Annotated in this window: 22 protein-coding genes; 2 read left to right on the forward strand and 20 right to left on the reverse strand. The window is 69.5% G+C overall.

Features of this window, described 5'->3' with window-relative positions; translation table 11 throughout:
- The 8 genes from DI624_RS05285 to tolQ all read right to left on the reverse strand — a co-directional run.
- Positions 1-921: ATP-dependent metallopeptidase FtsH/Yme1/Tma family protein (locus DI624_RS05285; RefSeq protein WP_291536475.1), on the reverse strand; the 921-nt coding region annotated here is incomplete at its 3' end.
- Positions 918-2,297: a tRNA lysidine(34) synthetase TilS gene (gene tilS, locus DI624_RS05290; RefSeq protein ID WP_291536476.1), complete on the reverse strand. Its 1,380-nt coding sequence runs from the start codon at positions 2,295-2,297 to the stop codon at positions 918-920. The genes tilS and DI624_RS05285, both read right to left, overlap by 4 nt.
- Positions 2,285-3,133 carry a tol-pal system protein gene (locus DI624_RS05295; RefSeq protein WP_291536477.1) on the reverse strand — a complete coding sequence of 283 codons (849 nt, stop codon included), beginning with the start codon at positions 3,131-3,133 and terminating at the stop codon, positions 2,285-2,287. Before DI624_RS05295 ends, tilS begins: the two co-directional genes overlap by 13 nt.
- Positions 3,134-3,308: 175 nt before the next feature.
- On the reverse strand, positions 3,309-3,875 hold the full coding sequence (pal, locus tag DI624_RS05300) for a peptidoglycan-associated lipoprotein Pal (protein ID WP_291536478.1): 567 nt from the start codon (positions 3,873-3,875) through the stop codon (positions 3,309-3,311).
- A gap of 136 nt (positions 3,876-4,011) precedes the next feature.
- Positions 4,012-5,391 carry a Tol-Pal system beta propeller repeat protein TolB gene (gene tolB / locus DI624_RS05305; protein ID WP_291536479.1) on the reverse strand — a complete coding sequence of 460 codons (1,380 nt, stop codon included), beginning with the start codon at positions 5,389-5,391 and terminating at the stop codon, positions 4,012-4,014.
- 253 nt (positions 5,392-5,644) lie between these two features.
- Positions 5,645-6,520 carry a hypothetical protein gene (locus DI624_RS05310; protein ID WP_291536480.1) on the reverse strand — a complete coding sequence of 292 codons (876 nt, stop codon included), beginning with the start codon at positions 6,518-6,520 and terminating at the stop codon, positions 5,645-5,647.
- A gap of 5 nt (positions 6,521-6,525) precedes the next feature.
- A complete protein-coding gene (locus tag DI624_RS05315) occupies positions 6,526-6,978 on the reverse strand; it encodes an ExbD/TolR family protein (protein WP_291536481.1) in 453 nt (150 codons plus the stop codon).
- A 3-nt stretch (positions 6,979-6,981) separates the two neighbouring features.
- Positions 6,982-7,734: a protein TolQ gene (gene tolQ, locus DI624_RS05320; RefSeq protein ID WP_291536482.1), complete on the reverse strand. Its 753-nt coding sequence runs from the start codon at positions 7,732-7,734 to the stop codon at positions 6,982-6,984.
- Between the two features lie 226 nt (positions 7,735-7,960).
- On the opposite strand from tolQ, the gene DI624_RS05325 reads away from it, so the two are divergent.
- Complete coding sequence (locus DI624_RS05325) at positions 7,961-8,428, forward strand: GNAT family N-acetyltransferase (RefSeq protein ID WP_291536483.1); 468 nt, start codon at positions 7,961-7,963, stop codon at positions 8,426-8,428.
- A 12-nt stretch (positions 8,429-8,440) separates the two neighbouring features.
- Here DI624_RS05325 and DI624_RS05330 read toward each other — a convergent pair whose 3' ends face one another.
- The 11 genes from DI624_RS05330 to DI624_RS05380 all read right to left on the reverse strand — a co-directional run bounded on the left by DI624_RS05330 (position 8,441) and on the right by DI624_RS05380 (position 15,895).
- Positions 8,441-8,875 carry a hypothetical protein gene (locus DI624_RS05330; protein ID WP_291536484.1) on the reverse strand — a complete coding sequence of 145 codons (435 nt, stop codon included), beginning with the start codon at positions 8,873-8,875 and terminating at the stop codon, positions 8,441-8,443.
- A 24-nt stretch (positions 8,876-8,899) separates the two neighbouring features.
- Positions 8,900-9,361: a tol-pal system-associated acyl-CoA thioesterase gene (gene ybgC, locus DI624_RS05335; protein WP_291536485.1), complete on the reverse strand. Its 462-nt coding sequence runs from the start codon at positions 9,359-9,361 to the stop codon at positions 8,900-8,902.
- Positions 9,362-9,387: 26 nt separating this feature from the next.
- Positions 9,388-9,795, reverse strand: a complete 408-nt coding sequence (locus DI624_RS05340) for a hypothetical protein (protein WP_291536486.1) — start codon at positions 9,793-9,795, stop codon at positions 9,388-9,390.
- Between the two features lie 4 nt (positions 9,796-9,799).
- On the reverse strand, positions 9,800-10,363 hold the full coding sequence (locus DI624_RS05345; RefSeq protein ID WP_291536487.1) for an alpha/beta hydrolase: 564 nt from the start codon (positions 10,361-10,363) through the stop codon (positions 9,800-9,802).
- A complete protein-coding gene (locus DI624_RS05350) occupies positions 10,363-11,271 on the reverse strand; it encodes an alpha/beta fold hydrolase (RefSeq protein WP_291536488.1) in 909 nt (302 codons plus the stop codon). Before DI624_RS05350 ends, DI624_RS05345 begins: the two co-directional genes overlap by 1 nt.
- 54 nt (positions 11,272-11,325) lie before the next feature.
- Positions 11,326-12,363, reverse strand: coding sequence for a Holliday junction branch migration DNA helicase RuvB (ruvB, locus tag DI624_RS05355; protein ID WP_291536489.1), 1,038 nt, complete (start codon positions 12,361-12,363; stop codon positions 11,326-11,328).
- Between the two features lie 160 nt (positions 12,364-12,523).
- Positions 12,524-13,141 (reverse strand): Holliday junction branch migration protein RuvA, encoded by a 618-nt coding sequence (ruvA, locus tag DI624_RS05360; protein ID WP_291536490.1) that lies wholly within the window; start codon positions 13,139-13,141, stop codon positions 12,524-12,526.
- A complete protein-coding gene (gene ruvC, locus DI624_RS05365; RefSeq protein ID WP_291536491.1) occupies positions 13,138-13,656 on the reverse strand; it encodes a crossover junction endodeoxyribonuclease RuvC in 519 nt (172 codons plus the stop codon). Before ruvC ends, ruvA begins: the two co-directional genes overlap by 4 nt.
- Positions 13,657-13,702: 46 nt before the next feature.
- The gene (locus tag DI624_RS05370) at positions 13,703-14,401 is read right to left on the reverse strand and encodes an MgtC/SapB family protein (RefSeq protein ID WP_291536492.1); all 699 of its coding nucleotides are present in this window, start codon (positions 14,399-14,401) and stop codon (positions 13,703-13,705) included.
- A 46-nt stretch (positions 14,402-14,447) separates the two neighbouring features.
- Positions 14,448-14,966 (reverse strand): hemerythrin domain-containing protein, encoded by a 519-nt coding sequence (locus DI624_RS05375; protein ID WP_291536493.1) that lies wholly within the window; start codon positions 14,964-14,966, stop codon positions 14,448-14,450.
- A 155-nt stretch (positions 14,967-15,121) separates the two neighbouring features.
- On the reverse strand, positions 15,122-15,895 hold the full coding sequence (locus DI624_RS05380; protein WP_291536495.1) for a YebC/PmpR family DNA-binding transcriptional regulator: 774 nt from the start codon (positions 15,893-15,895) through the stop codon (positions 15,122-15,124).
- 140 nt (positions 15,896-16,035) lie between these two features.
- Between DI624_RS05380 and DI624_RS05385 the strand changes: the two genes are divergently transcribed.
- Positions 16,036-16,236 (forward strand): hypothetical protein, encoded by a 201-nt coding sequence (locus DI624_RS05385; protein ID WP_291536496.1) that lies wholly within the window; start codon positions 16,036-16,038, stop codon positions 16,234-16,236.
- A 69-nt stretch (positions 16,237-16,305) separates the two neighbouring features.
- Here DI624_RS05385 and DI624_RS05390 read toward each other — a convergent pair whose 3' ends face one another.
- Positions 16,306-17,082, reverse strand: a complete 777-nt coding sequence (locus DI624_RS05390) for a transglutaminase family protein (RefSeq protein ID WP_291536497.1) — start codon at positions 17,080-17,082, stop codon at positions 16,306-16,308.
- Positions 17,083-17,145: the final 63 nt, after the last annotated feature.

Raw genomic sequence — 17,145 nt, forward strand, 5'->3', positions numbered from 1 at the left:
GGTGGCGGCGATCAGGATGATGTTCTCGGACGCCTCGAAGCCGTCCATCTCGACCAGCAGCTGGTTCAGCGTCTGTTCGCGCTCGTCGTTGCCGCCGCCCAGGCCCGCGCCGCGATGACGGCCCACGGCGTCGATCTCGTCGATGAAGATGATGCAGGGGGCGTTCTTCTTGGCCTGTTCGAACATGTCGCGCACCCGGCTGGCGCCGACGCCGACGAACATTTCCACGAAGTCCGACCCCGAGATCGAGAAGAAGGGCACGCCCGCCTCGCCCGCCACGGCGCGGGCCAGCAGCGTCTTCCCGGTGCCGGGAGGGCCGACCAGAAGCGCCCCCTTGGGGATCTTGCCGCCCAGGCGCTGGAACTTGCCGGGATCCTTCAGGAACTCGACCACTTCGGTCAGCTCCTCCTTGGCCTCGTCGACGCCGGCCACGTCGTCGAAGGTCTTCCTGCCCTTGTGCTCGGTCAGCAGCTTGGCCTTGGACTTGCCGAAGCCCATGGCCCCGCGCGCCCCGCCTTGCATCTGCCGCATGAAGAAGATCCACACCCCGACCAGAAGCGCGATGGGAAGGATGCCCAGAAGCAGGCTCATCCACACCGACTGGCCGCCCGACTTGGCGTCGATCTCGACCCCGGACGCCAGCATGGCGTTCATCAGTTGTTCGTTGGGATAGACGGTGGTGGAGGTGAAGCGCTGGCCGTTCTTGAACTCGCCGTTCACCTTGTCCAGGCGCACCGTCACCTTCTTGACGTCGCCATTCTCGACCCGTTTGACCAGTTCTGAATAGCTGACAGGCTCGGGACGGCCGCCGGCCGGCTGTCCGGCCATGCCGGTCATGGCGCCGCCCTGTGACAGGGCCGCATAGCCCGCCAGCAGCGCCAGAATGATCACGCCGGTGATCGCCAGATTACGCAGGTTCATTGAGGTCCTCGGTCGTCCGCCGCCCCGCTCGGGCCGGCGGTCTGGATGTGTCTGTCTGGGAAAATAGGAGGTTCCATGGCGTTACGCCATCGCGGGGCGGAAATCAGGTCGTCTTCATGCGTCGTTTCGTCCAGCGCCAGCCTGAGCCGTTCCGACACAAGCGCGCGCCGTTCGACCCCCGGTCCTGCAAGAACCAGCCCCGCTCCCCCGTCCCGGACCAGGACGGGCCAGGCCCCGCGGGCGGCGGGCGGCAGGGCCGCCAGCGCCGCCCGGTCCGCATCCGACAGCTGCGATATTCGCCCTCGCCCCGCCGTGACCGACCAGCCCGGCTCGGCGGCGGTGAAGGCGAACCGCCCGTCCCACACCGTCTCCACGCCGGGCGTCAGCGTCAGGCGCGCGCCTGGAGGCGCCGCCCCCGTGCGCGCCATCTCGCCCGCCTCGCGGACCAGGGTCACGGCCGCGCCCGCCGCGGTGATCCGCGCCCCGCACAGGGTGGCGGTGAAATCCTCGCCGTCCCTCAGCCGGTTCAGCAAGCCCTGCAACCGACCGCCGCGCGGCGGCCTGTCCCCCCCGCCGATGCAGACCAGGGCGGCCGCCAACGTCCGAGCCGTAACGCCTCGCGACGCCTCCACCGCCGCCTCCCCGACCGCGATCAGGCCTTCGGAGCCGGACCGGCCGCCCGTCCCCGTCGTGGACGCCAGGGTCTCGGGCGCCAGAGTCCCCGCAGCCAGGGCCTGGCGCGCTCGGCTGCGGCCAAAACGGGGATCGGCGTTGGCGGGGTCTTCGATCCAGTCGGCGCCCTGCCCGGCCAGCCAGGCGCGCAGCGGTTCGCGACCCTCGCCCAACAGGGGCCGCAGCAGCATCAGCCCCCGTCCCTGGGGCCAGACCGGCGACGGCGCCCACTCCCGCACCCGCCCCAGGTTCGCCCCCTCGCGGCGCATCAGTTCGGCCTCGGCGATGTCGTCGGCGGTATGGGCGAACAACACGGCCCGCGCCCCGGCCGCCCGCGCCGCCTCGGCGATCAGCCCGTGCCGGGCCGCCCGCGCCGCCGCCGTCAGCCCCGTCGTCGGCTTGTCGCCGGCCCAGGCCAGGCCGCGCCAGTCCGCCCCGGCCGCCCTCGCGGTCCGTTCGGCGAAGGCGCTCCAGACGGCGCTGTCGGGATTCAGTCCGTGATCGACGGTCAGGGCGACGATCCGCCGCCCCCTCGACCGCCCCCAGTCCGTCGCCAGCCGCAGCAGGGCCACGGAATCCCCTCCGCCCGACAGGGCCAGGGCCAGGGGCCGATCCGTGTTCCGGCTCAGCCGCCGATCCAGCCGCGCGAAAATGCGGGCCTGAAGCCCCGCCTCCTCCCCGCCCCGCAGGGTCAGGCGGCGCACCCGCCCGTGGTCCGCAACTGCGCCGCGCGGGCCTTCTGCGGATCGGCGGCGGTCGGCGCATAGCGGCGCGTGAACTCGGCCAGGGCCGCACACCCCTGCGGCTTCCTCTGCGTCGCGAACAGGGCGTCAGCCAGTTTAAGCGTCGTGTCCGCCGCCCAACCGATGCGCGGCCAGTCCTTCAGCGCGGCGGCGTAATAGGGCACGGCCCCCGCCTTGTCGTTGGCCGCGACGCGCAGGTCGCCCAGGCGCGAGTTGGCCTCGCGCGACTGGGGCGTGTCGGGCCAGGCCGCGATCACCGTCTCCAGCGCCCGCTCGCCGCGCGGCCTGTCGCTGGACAGCAAGGCGACCGCCGCCGCCAGGTCGCGCGCGGCGTCGCCGGTGGGCGAGGTCGCTTCGATCGGGGCGTTCAGCTCGGCCTGGGTCTCCAGCTTCTGGATGCGGTTCTCGGCGTCGGTCAGGCGGGCGACCAGGGCCTGGTTGTCGCGCGTGGCCTCGTCCAGTTGGAAGGTCAGCCGCTCATTGTCGCCGTTGATCCGGCGCACCGTGGCCTCCAGATCGCCCAGCCGCCGATCCATCAGGGCGAACTGCCCCTGCAGCGTCACCACCTCGGGGTCCGGCTCGACCAGTACGGGCTGGCCGGCGGCGTTTCTCTGGGTCAGGGCGCGCTCAAGCCGCCGCACATTGCGGTCCAGCTGGTCCAGGCGCCGGTTGTCCCACTCGGTCCGCTCCATGATGTTGGGCTGGGCCTGCTGGGCGACCGCGCCGCCCCCGATCAACAGGACGCCAAGGGCGGCGGCGGCGAGGAGATGAACGCGAGAGATCGAGAGCTTGGTCATGCGTCTAGCTTTCACCGATTTGGGGCCGCCGCAAGGCCGTCGTTGCGTCGCTGTCCGGCACGGCCCTCCCGCGAAAAAGGCGCCGGCCCCGGCGGCCGACGCCTCTCCCCATGCCATGCAAGCTTCGTCATCCGCGCCAAGCATAGCGAGGCGCCGGATGACGGACCCATTGATCCTAGCGCGGCGCGCCCGAGACGATGGCGGTATGGGCGTTGCGGTTGCGGGCGAAGGCGTCCTCGGTGGAGCCTTCCGCGATCGGCCGTTCCTTGCCGAAGCTGATGGTGTCGATCCGGCCCGCCGGAACGCCGCGGTTGATCAGATAGGCGCGCACCGATTCCGCGCGGCGGGCGCCCAGGGCCAGGTTGTATTCGCGCGTGCCGCGTTCGTCGGCGTTGCCTTCGATGCGGACGGTCACGGACGGATAGCGTTGCAGCCACTGGGCCTGGGCGTCCAGGCGCGGCATGGCCTCGGGACGGACCTCATAAGAGTCCAGGTCGAAATAGATGCGATCGCCGACGTTGACGACGAAGTCTTGTTCCGAGCCCGGCTGGGCCGAACCCAGGCCGCCGCCAGTGACCGGGCCTGTCGGCGCGGTCGGATAGGCCGGGCCGGTCGGCGCCGTCGAGGTTCCGTCGTTCGGGCCGGGCACGCCGGTCTCGACAGGGGGCTTACGGGTGCAGGCGGCCATGGCCGCCACGGCGCAGCCGACCATCGCCAGCTTGAAAATGCGTGAAGTCTTCATGGGGTCGTCTCCTGACGTATCGTTCTTGCGAGGGGGCGGGCCTCAAGCTTGGCTTTACTCTCTGCCTTGGGCGCCCGTCGGACGCCAGGGGCGATAACGCACTGTTGAGCTTATTGCTCCGCCGCTATTGGGGGCCTCAGGCCGGACAACTGTCCGCGCCCGCGTTCAGGCCCAGATTGGTCGGCGGCCGGTCCAGCAGAGGCGACCAGGCCGGGTCGGTGCCGCGCCCGTTATAGCCTGCCTGCGACACCACCCGCCCCGACAGGTCCACGGTCCATAGACGCGTGTCGCCGCCCGGCGTCTGGCGCGCGAACATGACGTAGCGACCGTTGGGGGCCCAGTTCGGACCCTCTTCGAAATAGCTGGAGGACAGGATGCGCTCGCGCGAGCCGTCGGCGTTCATCACCCCGGTCGAGAACCGGCCGCCGCCCTGTTTGGTGAAGGCGATCAGATTGCCGGTCGGGCTCCATGACGGCGCCGTATAGACCCCGCCCCCGCGCGAGATCGGCCGCTGGCCCGATCCGTCCGCGTGCATGACATACAGCCGCGCCGAACCCGAACGGTCCGAGGTGAAGACGATCTGGCTCCCGTCCGGGCTGAACGACGGCGAGGTGTCGATGCCGGGATCGCTGGTCAGGCGCGTGATCTGGCGGCTTCTCAGATCCATCACATAGACGTCGGTATTGCCGCCCCGGATGATCGAAAACGCGATCTTGTTGCCGTCGTTGGAGAAGCGCGGCGCCAGCACCTGGCCGTCGAACTCGCCCAGGCTCTCGCGCCGGCCGGTCGTCAGATTATAGAGGTAGATGCGGCTGTAATCCTTGCCCAGCGCGACGTAGGTGATCTCGTCCGGCTGCGACAGCGAGAAGCGCGGCGACATGATCACCTCGTCGCCTTGCGTCAGATAGGTCGGGTTGAACCCATCCTGATCGGCGATGGTCAGACGGTTGATCCGGTTCAGTTGCGTGCCCTCTTCGGACACGAAGATCACGCGGGAATCGAAGAAGCCCGCCTCGCCCGTCATCCGCTGATAGATGACGTCGGAAATCTTGTGCGCGATCCGGCGCCACTGTTCCTGGGTCGCGGTGAACTGATAGCTGACCAGCTGGCACTGGCGATAGGGGTCGTAAAGGCGGAAGCCCACGTCCATCCGCCCGTCGCCGCGCATCGTCACCCCGCCGTACAGCACCGCCTGCGCCCCGATCTGTGTCCACTGGGGAAAGTTCGGCGCATTGGCCAGGGTCAGGCCGGTTTCGATGAAGCTGGACGGGTTCAGCGGCTCGAAGAAGCCCGAGCGCCGCAGATTGGCGCTGACCACGCCGGAGATGTCCGCGCCGTGCGTCCCCGCGAACGGCACGACCGCGATCTGCAGCGGTCGCAACACGCCCTGGTCGATCTCGACCTCGACCGGCTGGGTTTGTTGAGCCGGCGCGGCCTGCGACGTCTGGGCCGCCGTCGTCAGAGGGGCCGCCATCGCGACAGCCGCCACGGAGGCCAGAAGAAGGTTCAGACGCATCAGATGCTCCCATAAGTCTCTAAGGATCGCCGCCCCTTATCGCCAGGCCGTTCGACTTTCGCCAGCTTCACGGGGAATGGGGCGACATTCGGGACGGGGCGGCCTTCCGGGGCTGAGCGGAGCGAAGAACCCGGAACCCAGGGCCACGGTCGCGCTGTTGAAAGCCTCCAATGCCCGACGCCCGCCTCCTGGGTTCCGGGTTCGTCCTGCGGACGCCCCGGAATGACGTTCACGGGCTGAATGGCGATCGAACCTAGCGATTGCGACACGCCCGTTCGGTATTGAACGTCGGACGATAGACCCCGCCGGGGAAGCCCTGCGGCACGTCGAAGGGCGCGGTCTGGCGCAGGGCGCGCAGGGCGCCGTCGGCGGCGGCCCGATAGACGTTCGATGACTGGGCGTTGATCAGGCTGGGCCCGCGCGTGATCCGCCCGTCGGCCGACAAGGTCAACTCGACCTGGATGCGCAGCTGGTCCGCGCCAGGGATGTCGCAGGGCAGGATCCAGTTCGGATAGACCTGATTGAAGATGGCCGTGATCTGCGGTCCCGTCGCCTGGGCCGCCGTGCCCGCCCCCTGCTGCCCCGTCGCCGGGCGGCCGCGATTGTTGGTCGGGCGCGTCGGTCCGGCCAGGGCGTCCAGGTCAAGGCTCGGCTCTGTGCGCTGGGGCGCCGGGCGGGCGGGCGCGGGCGTCGCCGGGCGCGGGGTCGGCTGAGCCTTGGTTGGCGGCGCAGGCGTCGGCGGCTGGGGTCGAGGCGTCGGACGCGGCGGCGTCGGGGTCGGCGTGGGCTTCGGCGTCGGCGTGGGCGTCGGGGCCGGGCGCGGCGGCGTGGGGCGCGGGGGCGCAGGCGTCGGACGGGGTTGCGGTTGCGGCGGCGATGGTTCGGGCGGCGGCGGAACCGGATCGGGCTGCAGCACCGGCGCGGTCGCGGCGTCGTCGGGCGAGGGTTCGGGCTGGGGATTGTCGGCCGGCGCGGCCTGCACCACATCCTCCGACACAATGGTCACCGGCACCGAGGCGACCAGCGGCTTGGGCTCCTCGACCGTGTGCGACACCGTCACGAAGGCGAGCGCGACCACCCCAGCGTGCAGGGCGAGGGATCCGAGGATGGCCGGGCTCGGACGGCGCAAGGGGCTCAGGCCTCCGGCGCCGTGTCGGTGATCAGGTTCAGCTTGGTGAAGCCCGAGGCGCTAAGCCGCGCCATGACCCGCGCCACCGCCTGATAGGGGGCGCGCCCGTCGGCCCGCACGAAGACCGGCCGTTCCGACGCCTTGTCCGCCCCGCCCGCCTCGGTCAGCAGCCTTTCGGACAGGGCGTCGAACGCCGTCTCGCTGTCGCCCACGAAGATGGCGCCCTGCTGGTCGATGCTGACCGACAGGGGTTCGGACTTGATCTCGACCGCGCTGGCCTCGGTCTTGGGCAGTTCGACCGGAACCCCCACCGTCAGAAGGGGCGCCGAGATCATGAAGATGATCAGCAGCACCAGCATCACGTCCACCAGGGGCGTGACGTTGATCTCGGTCAGGGGCCTTTTGCGCCCCCGCCGTCCGCGACGCCCGCCGCCGCTTCCACCGCCGCCCAGCGCCACGGCTCAGCCGCCCCGCTTCAGGCTGAGGTCGGCGGCGGGCGGGGGCGGAGGCGGCGGGGCCGACGGCGCGCCCAGCCGGCGCGCCACCGCCGCCTGCAGATCGTCGGCGAACGCCTCCAGCCGGCCGGCGAACTTGCCCGCGTCGATCGAGAACTTGTTGTAGGCGATATAGGCCGGGATGGCCGCCGCCAGGCCGATGGCCGTGGCGAACAGGGCTTCGGCGATGGCCGGCGCCACCGTGGTCAGATTGGTGTTGCCCGCCGCCGCGATCCGCCCGAACGCATTCATGATGCCCCACACCGTGCCGAACAGGCCGATGAAGGGCGAAGCCGTGGCCACCACCGACAGCACGCCCAGCCCGTTCTCGATCCGCTGGCTCTCGCGCGCGATCAGGCTGTTCATCGCCTTGTCGATGCGGACCAGCAGGAGGTCGCCCTGATGATCGTTCAGCACCCCGCGCTGACGCGCCTCACGCCAGTCGGACACGGCGATCACCAGCATTCGCGGCAGGGCGTGACCGGGTTCCGGCCCGGCCTGGGTCGCCACCTCTTCCAGCGACCGGCCCGACTGGACCGCCTTTTCGAACTCGTCGGCCTGCCGGTTCAGGGCGGTGAACCGCACCGCCTTGTCGATGATAATGGTCCACGACCAGATCGAGGCCGCAGCCAGCCCGATCATCACGCTCTTGACCACCCAGTCGGCGGTCATGAACAGCTCGACCGGGTTCATCATCGCGGCGTCGACGGGCGTGGTCATTCAGGCGCTCCGGGCGGAATCGGGATCGTTCACGCCTGTTCGAACCAGCGGGCGTGACCATTGTGTGGCGTCCGGCCCGTTTAGCGACGACCCGACCGCGCGTCACCTGACAGGCGCGTCATAACGGTTAACAGCGAGTTACTCCGACGCCAGGGATCAGCCGAAACCGCCGCTTGCGCCCGCCTGCGCGGTTCGTAAGCTGGACCGAACAGACGCCTGGGGTTTCATGCACGCGCGAACCGCCGACATCGACGACGCCCCCGGCCTGAGCCGCGTGCTGCGCGAAATCATCGAACAGACGGGTCGAGACCGGCCGAACGACGAAGCCTTCGTGCTTCGGACCTATATCGCCAATCCGACCGGCGTCCGCTGCACGGTCGCCGTCCGTCCCTCGGGCGAGATTCTGGGTTTCCAGTCGCTGATCCGGGCCGTGGCGTGCAACCCCTACGACGTGCCGGCGGGCTGGGGCGTCATCGGCTCCCACGTCAGCCCCCGCGCGCACCGCCAAGGCGTCGGGACGGCTCTGTTCCAATCCAGCCTGGAGGCGGCCCGGAATGCGGGGCTGGAGAAGATCGACGCCTATATCCGCGCCGATAATCCAGGTGCGCTCGCCTACTATCAGGCTCTGGGTTTCCGCACCTACCGCACCCGAGATGGCGTGGTGCAGAAGGTCTATTCCGTCAGCGCCTCCTGAGGCCGGCCCGCCCTATTCCGCGCCCGTCCGCCGCGCGTTCGGATCGACCGCCACCGACACCGGGGCGCCGACGCTGATGATGACGCCCTCGTGGCCTTCCTTGGCGATGGAGTAGGTGGCGGCGTCCTTCAGCAGCTGTTCTTCGCAGACCCGGTCGCCTGCGCGGCCCAGTTCGGCGCAGCCGCGCTTGGCCGCATCGGTCCAGCCCAGCACCCGGCGCGTCGCCGCCTCGGCCCGCTTGATCGCCGCCTCGTCTTCGGCGGCCGCCTGGGCGATCAGGGCCTGACGCGCGCCCTGCTGGTATTGCAGCTCGGCCTGACCCGCCATCTTGCGTTCCCAGACCTTGTAATAGGGACAACCCACCAGGCCGCCGCCGACCAAAAGCAGCACCAGCAGCACCGAAACCGTCACCGCGCTGGCCGACATATTATAGTTCTGCGTCGTCATGATCTTTTCCCCGTTCGGACGATCCTAGTCGGCGATCCCGCTCGCCGCCAGCCACGGCGTCACCTTCTCGACCAGCCCCTTCGACGGTCTGCGCGGCCGGCCGTCCAGATGGATGCACACGGCCGTCACCTCGGCCCGGCACAAGACCTCGCCCGCCCGTTCCACGCTCTGGCGGATGATCAGCCGCACACCCTTCACCTGCTCATAGACGGTGCGCACCACCAGGGCGTCGTCGATGCGCGCGGGCTTGAGGTATCTGATATTTAACTCCGACACTACGAAGGCCAGCGGCTCGGCCTCCTCCAGCAGGTCGGCGTGCCCCACCCCTATGGCGCGCAGGAAGTCGGACCGCCCCCGCTCGAAATAGCGCACATAGTTGGCGTGATAGACCAGGCCGGTGAAATCGGTGTCCTCGTAATAGACGCGCACCGGCAGCAGGTGCTCTCGCCCGTCGAATCGGCCAGCCGTGGGTTGGTCCTGGGTCATGACGCCAATCTAGCGCAAGGCGCGGCTCAGCGCGCCCCCGCCAAACGCCCCTCCGCGCCTCCCGCCGTCCGGGTCGGCGCGGCCATGAAGCCGGGGCAATACCGCTCCCGCATCTCGCGGAACTCGGTCGGCAGGGGATCGTCGCTGAACAGGATGCGGTTGGGAATGGAGACGAAGGCGGTCGCCGGGGCGCCGGGTCCGCGTCCGATATAGCCGCACACCGCCCGCCTCTGTCCCGGCTCGGAATAGCGCAGTTCAGCGCCCGGTCCCGCCTGGAGACGGATCTGTCGCATCACGCGCTGGTCCGCCGGCTCGGGCGGCGGCGCGCCCTCGGGCCACGCCATCAGCCAGACCCCGATCGCGCACAGGCCCAGCAGACCCGCGGCCAGGATCAGGGCCAATGTCCGTCGCCGGCGCAGGGACGGGTCGCGCATCGCCTCAGCCCGCCTCTGCGGTCTCGATGAAGTCCAGCGGCGCATCCGCCGCCGGCAGGCAGCTTCGGTCAACCGGCTTGGACGGATCGCGCAGGAAGTCGCGCGCCATCTTTCGCGTGCAGGGGCTGGCGTTGATGACCCCGTGGGTGGCGTTGGTCACGATCACCACCTGGCTGTTCGAATAGCCCTTGGCCGCCGCCTCGGTCAGGGGCGGCGGACAGCCCGGGTCGATCTCGGCGGCGACGAACAGAGTCGGGATGTCGGTCTTGACCGGCAGGTTCTCGATGGGCGCGGCCGGGGTCTCGCCCACCGCCTCGCACACGTCGAACAGACGCGACAGGGACGGGACCAGCACCTCCGCCACCGGATCGCCGGCCGCGCCCGCCGCCAGCCGCGCCCTGGATTCGAACGGCAGTTCCTCCTTGCACAGATGCGCCATATGCTGGCCCTCGGTGTAATAGGTGCTGTCCTCGGCGATGGCGGCGACGGGCGACAGGTCGCGGGCGATGATCTTCTCCAGATCGGCCGGCAGACGCCGCACCCCCATCCGATCGTAGGTGGTGTCCATCAGAAAGGCCGACAGGTCGTCGACGGTGAACCGCGTCCCGTCCCTGCCCGCACCGGCCCCGCCAGCCATTTGCGCGCCTCGGCCTCGAACCGGGCCTGAAGATTCGGATGCCGCGCCGCACAGGCGGCCTGCGCCTGGCATTTGCCCAGAATGGTCTTCACCGCCGCCGAGACCTGCTCGGGCGTGCCGACGGCCCAGTTGCCCTCGGGCGGCCAGGGGCTGTCCATCACCGCCGCCCGCACGATCTGCGGCTGATGGGTGATGACCGCCGCCTCGATGCGCGGGCCATAGGAGCCGCCCCACAGGTCGATCTTGTCGTATCCCAGCACCTGGGCCAGATCGCGCACGTCGTCGGCGATGACGGCGGCGTTGTACTGGTTCAGGTCTATCCCTTGCGCCTGATAGGCCTTCAGACAGGCGATCAGCCCGTCGCGGTCCTTGTCCGACGGCGGCCCCGCATCGGTCAGCTGCACGCCCGGACAGTCCATCGACGGATCGCCCGCCCCGCCGCCCCTCTGGTCGAACAGAACCACGTCCTGATCCACGGCCATCAGATCCGGCCGCTGCGACAGGGCGCGAAGGATGGCGCCTGCCCCCGGCGTCATCGCCCCGCCCGGTCCGCCATGGAACATGAAGACCGGCGGCAGGGTCCCACCCGACGCGTCGCGATAGGGTTGACTGGCCTTCAGCACCACCACCGCCACGTCGATGCGCCGGTCGCTGGCTGCGCCCCGCGCCTCGTCCACCGTCAGGGCGCCGCACCGCACCTCGCGCACGCCTGCGGGCCAATCGGCGGGACAGGGCTTTTCGGTGAAGACCGGATCGGCCGCCCGGGCCGGCGTCAACGCCGCTCCGCCGCTCCACAATCCAAGGCTCAGAACCAATGCCGCGAAAGGACGAAAGATCATGGGGCGCTCCGCTATCGCCCGAGCAAACGCCGATCCGCCCCGCCTTGGCAACGCCTATTCGAACAGGTCGCCGGGGACCGGCCCCGCGACGGGCGGCGGCGGCGCGCTCAGTCCCAGGTGGGCATAGGCCTTGGCGCAGGCGACCCGGCCGCGCGGCGTTCGCATGATGAAGCCCTGCTGAAGCAGATAGGGTTCGATCACGTCCTCGACGGCGTCGCGCGCCTCGGCGATGGCGGCGGCCAGGGTGTCCATCCCCACCGGCCCCCCGCCATAGTTCTCGATCAGCGCCTTCAGGAAACGGCGGTCCAGGCTGTCTAGCCCGGATTCGTCCACTTCCAGCCGCGCCAGCGCGCGCGCCGACGCCGCCCTGGTGATCGTCTCGCAGCCGTCGGCGTCGGCGAAGTCCCGCACCCGGCGCAGCAGCCGCCCGGCGATGCGCGGCGTGCCCCGCGCCCGGCGCGCGATCTCCAGCGCGCCGCCCTCGTCTATGCCGGCCCCCATCTTTCTCGCCGTGCCCCGCACCACGGCGGTCAGTTCTTCGGGGCTGTAGAACTCCAGCCGCAGCGGGATGCCGAACCGGTCCCTCAGCGGCGTGGCCAAGAGGCCCGCCCGCGTCGTCGCCCCGACCAGGGTGAAGGGCGCCAGGTCGATCCGCACGCTACGCGCCGACGGACCCTCGCCGATGATCAGGTCCAGCACATGGTCCTCCATCGCCGGATAAAGAATCTCCTCGACCTGGGGGCTGAGCCGGTGGATTTCGTCGATGAACAGGACGTCTCGCGGCTCGAGGTTCGTCAGGATCGCCGCCAGATCGCCCGCCTTGGCAAGGATCGGTCCCGAGGTCGCCCGGAACCCGACGCCCAGTTCGCGCGCCACGATCTGGGCCAGGGTCGTCTTGCCCAGGCCGGGAGGGCCGAACAGCAGCACATGGTCCAGCGCCTCGCCCCGGTTCCGGGCGGCGTCGATGAAAACCTTCAGATTGCCCTTGGCCTGCGACTGGCCGACGAATTCCGCCAGCGTCTGCGGCCGCAGCGCCCGGTCATAGGCTTCGCCGGGGGCCGACGCAGGGGAGATGATGCGGTCTTCGGTCATCGGGCGCCCGAGTGGCGAGTGGCGAGTGGCGAGTGACGAGTGAAAAGTGAGCAAAGCAGCGAGCGAATTGGCGCGACGCGCACCGACGCCAGGTTCACTCCTTGCTCACTCGCACTTTTCACGTCTCGCCACTCGCCACTCGCCACTCGCCACTCCAAAATCACCGCCCCAACTCCTGCAGGGCCGCGCGGATCACCGCCGACAGATCGGCCTCCTCGCCCAGCCGGATCAGGGCCTGGTCGACTGCCCGGCGCGCATTGACCTCGACCAAGCCCAGGCCCAGCAGGGCCGAGACCGCCTCGCCGGTCAGCGACGGCGGGGGCGGCGCGACCTCGACGTGCATCCCCGGCGCATGGGTAGCAAAGCTGACCTCGCCCAGCGCCTTGCCCTTCAGTTCGGTGACGATCCGCAGCGCCAGTTTCGGCCCCACGCCGTTGGCCCGCGCCACCGCCGCCTTGTCCTCGCGCGCCACCGCCCCGGCCAGCTCGCCCGGCGGCAGCACGTCCAGCACCGCCAGCGCCGCCTTCGGGCCCACCCCCTGGATGGCCAGCAGGGTCGCAAAGGCCCGCCGTTCGTCGCGCGTCAGAAAGCCGTACAGACGCGGCCCCGCGTCCTCGCTCCATTGCGAATGGATGTGAAGCGTCGCCTCGTCGCCCGGCGCCGGCAGCCGCCCCAGGGTCCGCGTCCCGCACGTCGCCACATAGCCCACGCCCGCGCAGTCGATCAGGCAGTCCGCCTCCCCGACCTCGGCCAGCACCCCTCTCAAACGCCCGATCACGCCGCGCCCCGCGTCATCGCTTCCAGCAAGGACCGTTTCCTCAACTGCGCATGGGTGATGGCCACGGCCAAAGCGTCCGCAGCGTCCGCCTTCACGTCGCCGGCGGTCGGCAGCAAGCGTTTGACCATGAAGGCGATCTGGCTCTTGTCAGCATGGCCGGCGCCCACCACCGCCTTCTTGATCAGATTCGGCGAATATTCCGCGACCGCCAGCCCCGCCTTGGCCGGCGCCAGCATCACCGCCGCCCGCGCATGGCCCAGCTTCAGGGTCGAGGATGGGTTCACATTGACGAACACCTCCTCCACCGCCGCCTCCTCGCAGCCGTGGTCGGCGCAGACCGCCCCCACACGGTCCAGCAGATGCACCAGCCGTTCGGCGAAGGGCGCCGTCTCGGGCGGCGTCACCACCCCGTGCGCGATCCAGCGCAGCCGTGACCCTTCGGCCGCGATCACCCCCCATCCGGTGCGCCGAAGGCCCGGGTCCAGGCCGATGATTCTGATCGGTTCGTTCGCCATCCGTTCCCCTCATGCCGCAAAGAGGGTTAGCGGGCAATGAACGGTTTCAGTCGTCGCGCGGGTCCAGCCGATAGGCGACCACGCCAGGGATGGCGCACAGCTGTTCGGCCAGCCGCTTCAGCTGGCCCTCCTCCGCCGCTTTCAGCCGCCAGCTGCGCCGCACCTTCGCGCCGTCGTCGAACAGTTCGAAACGGTCGTGGCGCGCGTCGGCGTCTATGGCTTTCAGCGCCGTCTCGACGGCCGGTTCGGGCGACGCCTCGCGCCGCTCCCAACAGATTTCGACATCCACCACCGTCCGCGCCGGCAGCCGTCCGCTGATCAGCCGCAGTCCGACCAGGATCGCCGCCGTCACCCCCGTCGCCGCCGCGCCCAACGCATAGAGACCCGCGCCGAACAGCAGGCCGATGGCCGAGGTGATCCATAGGGACGCCGCCGTCGTCAGGCCGTGGATCGAAAACCCGGTGCGGAAGATCACCCCCGCGCACAGGAAGCCGATGCCGGTCAGCACCCCGTGCGCCATGCGCGTCGGATCGGTGACGATGTTCTCGTCCGGCAGGGCGCGGAACGCCCAGTCCGCCTGCGACATGGCCGCCACCATCAGCAGCGCCGAGGCCAGGCTGACCAGGATATGGGTGCGCAGGCCCGCCGCCCGCCCGCGCCATTCGCGTTCGAAGCCGATCACCCCGCCCGCGACCAGCGCGCCCAGGATCGGCAGGACCGCGCCTTCAAGACTGCCCAGATTCATCCGCCTTCAACGACGCGGCCAGGCGTCACGTTCCGCACCCGGATGATCAGTCGTGTTCCTCGACATAGGTTTCGGGGTCCTTGTTGACCGGCTTGACCCCGGTGATGTGCTCGGCCTCGAAGGCAGCGAACTTGACCGCCAGGGCGTGCCGCGTGGCGATGTCGGCGTTGATGCGGAAGTCGGTCAGGCCCTGCCGCTCCTCCTCGCCCATATGTTTGGAGTTGACCACATTGGCCTCGCCCACCGCCTCGAACCAGGCCTTGGTCCCGACCGCGTGATTTTCCACCGCCTTGACGGCATTGCGCAGCTTATTGTGGTCCTCGATGGCGTCCTCGGTCTCGCCCTCGACCGTGCCGTCCTCGGCGTCGTTGGCGCCTTCGCCCTGTTTCAGCAGTTCGGGATAGAAGAACCGCTCCTCGGCCTCGGCGTGGACGTCCAAAAAGGCCGACAGCCTCAGCCAGACCGCGCTCAACGCCTCGGTGTCCTTGGGGTCGATCTGCTCGATGATCGAGAACAGCCGACGCTGTTCGGCATGGTCGTCGAGGATCAGCTGGGTGATGTCCATGGGTCGCTCCGGGCGTAACGGTGAAGCCTCGTTACGCCCGGCGCCAGACCCGGTTCCGTGAGAACGACTCGCGCCCTATTTGGGGATGTGTTCGCGCGAGGCCTCTTCGCCCAAGGCCGCGTCAGCCGCCGCGATCAGATCGGCCGCGCCGCCCATCACCCCGCGTATTTGGCGGCGTCCTCGTCTGACACGTCCTCGTTGGAATAGACGGCCGAGACGTCGTCCTCGGCGTCCAGCGCGTCCAGCAGCTTGAACAGGGTCCCGACCGCCTCGCCCGTGATCGGCACTTCGGACTGGGGCTTCCAGACGATGGCGGTGGACTTGGGATCGCCCAGCACCTTGGACATGGCCTCGGCCACCTCGTTCAGGTCCTCGTAGGCGGTCCAGATCACATGGCCCGGCGCGTCCTCGTAGATGTCGGGCTTGACCAGGTCGCTCTCGACGTCCTGGGCGCCGGCCTCGATGGCGGCTTCCATCACCGCGTCCTCGCTGCCTGCCTCGGCCGGATAGACGATCTTGCCGACCTTGTCCCACATGAAGGCGACCGAGTTCATCTCGCCCAGCGCCCCCCCGTTCTTCTTGAACGCCGTGCCGATGTTGGACGCCGCGCGGTTGCGGTTGTCGGTCAGGGCTTCGACGATGATGCCGACCCCGCCCGGACCCCGGCCCTCGTAGCGGACCTCCTCCATCGTATCGACGTCGCCGCCGGCGGCCTTGTTGATGGCGCGCTGGATCACGTCCTTGGGCAGGCTTTCGGCCTTGGCGTTGTTGACCGCCAGGCGCAGGCGCGGGTTCGCCGCCGGATCGGGCAGGCCCGACTTGGCCGCCACGGTGATGTCGCGCGACAGTTTGGAGAACAGCTTGGAGCGCTGCGCATCGGCGCGCCCCTTGCGGTGCATGATGTTCTTGAATTTCGAATGGCCGGCCATGGGATCGTCTTTTGCGCGTTCTGAAACCTTGAGCCGCGCCTCCTAAACGATGGGCGGCATCCTGTCACGATGGGTCGCAGGGGTGGAACCTCGACCGTTTGCGCGTATTGATCCCGACGAGACAGACGGAGCGTAAAGTCATGACCGCCGACGACACCATCTACGAAGCCGAAGGCTATGCCGACGACGACTTGCACGAGGCCGACATCGTCGAATGGTACGAAGCCCGCCCCGTCACCGTCTCCACCGCCGTCGCCGCCGGCGCCGTCGTCGCCGCATTCACCCTGGGCGCCCTCGCCGCCGTCGGCGCCCTGTTCCTGATCGGCCGCCTGGACGATTGACGCCGTCTTTCATCCTCTAGCCCGCGAAGCGGGTCTCTGCTTTCGCGGGGATGACCGCAGACAGGATCCTCAGGCCGCCTCCACCGTCACCGACTGACGCACCATCTGACAGCGCTCCTGGGTGGTCAGGAAGGCGATGTCGGCGGCGTCCCGGCCGCAGGCGATCCGCACCAGGCCTTCGACCGGCGCCAGACCCGTCGCGTCGACCAGCCACCAGCCGTTGTCCAGCCAGACCTCGAAAATGGCGTGGAAATCGGGCGGCTCCAGCTGGTGGGCGAAGGCGCTGACCGCGCGCGCCGGGATGCCCGAGGCTCGGCACAGCGTCATGCCCAGGTGGGTGAAGTCGCGGCATACCCCGGCGCGGTCGATGAAGGTGCGCGCCGCCGTCGTTTCGGTGTCCGACACCCCATGCTCGTAATCCACGTGTTCGGTGATCCAGTTCAGGATGGCCAGCACCCGCGCCCCGCCGGCGGTGTCGCCGAACTCGCGCGCCACGAAGCGGCCGAACTGGTCCGAGGGGCAATAGCGGCTGGGCTGGAGATAGGGCAGAACCTCGGCCGGCAGTTCGCCCCAGTCGTGCTGCGACACCTCGGGCGGCAGGCCCTTCAGCACGCCGTTGTCGACCAGGGCCTGATAGGTCAGCGTCACTTCGCCCGAGACATGGCAGCGCAAGGTGCGCGCGCCGAAATCGACGTCCTCGTCCTCGTGAAACTGGACCGGCGGATCGAAGGTCAGGCTTTCCTCCAGGATGTCCTGACCGGGCCAGTGGGCCACCTGGATCTTGTAGATGGCGTCCGTCGGCGGATCGAAGCGATAGACGAGCTCGGCGCGCACACGCAGTTTCATGAGGGCGACCGGTCCAGCCAGCGATAAAAAGAGAGACGCTGCTGAACGTCAGGCGACCTGAGC

The organism is Brevundimonas sp., assembly GCF_003248455.1.
In the GTDB taxonomy this organism is placed as follows: Bacteria; Pseudomonadota; Alphaproteobacteria; order Caulobacterales; family Caulobacteraceae; genus Brevundimonas.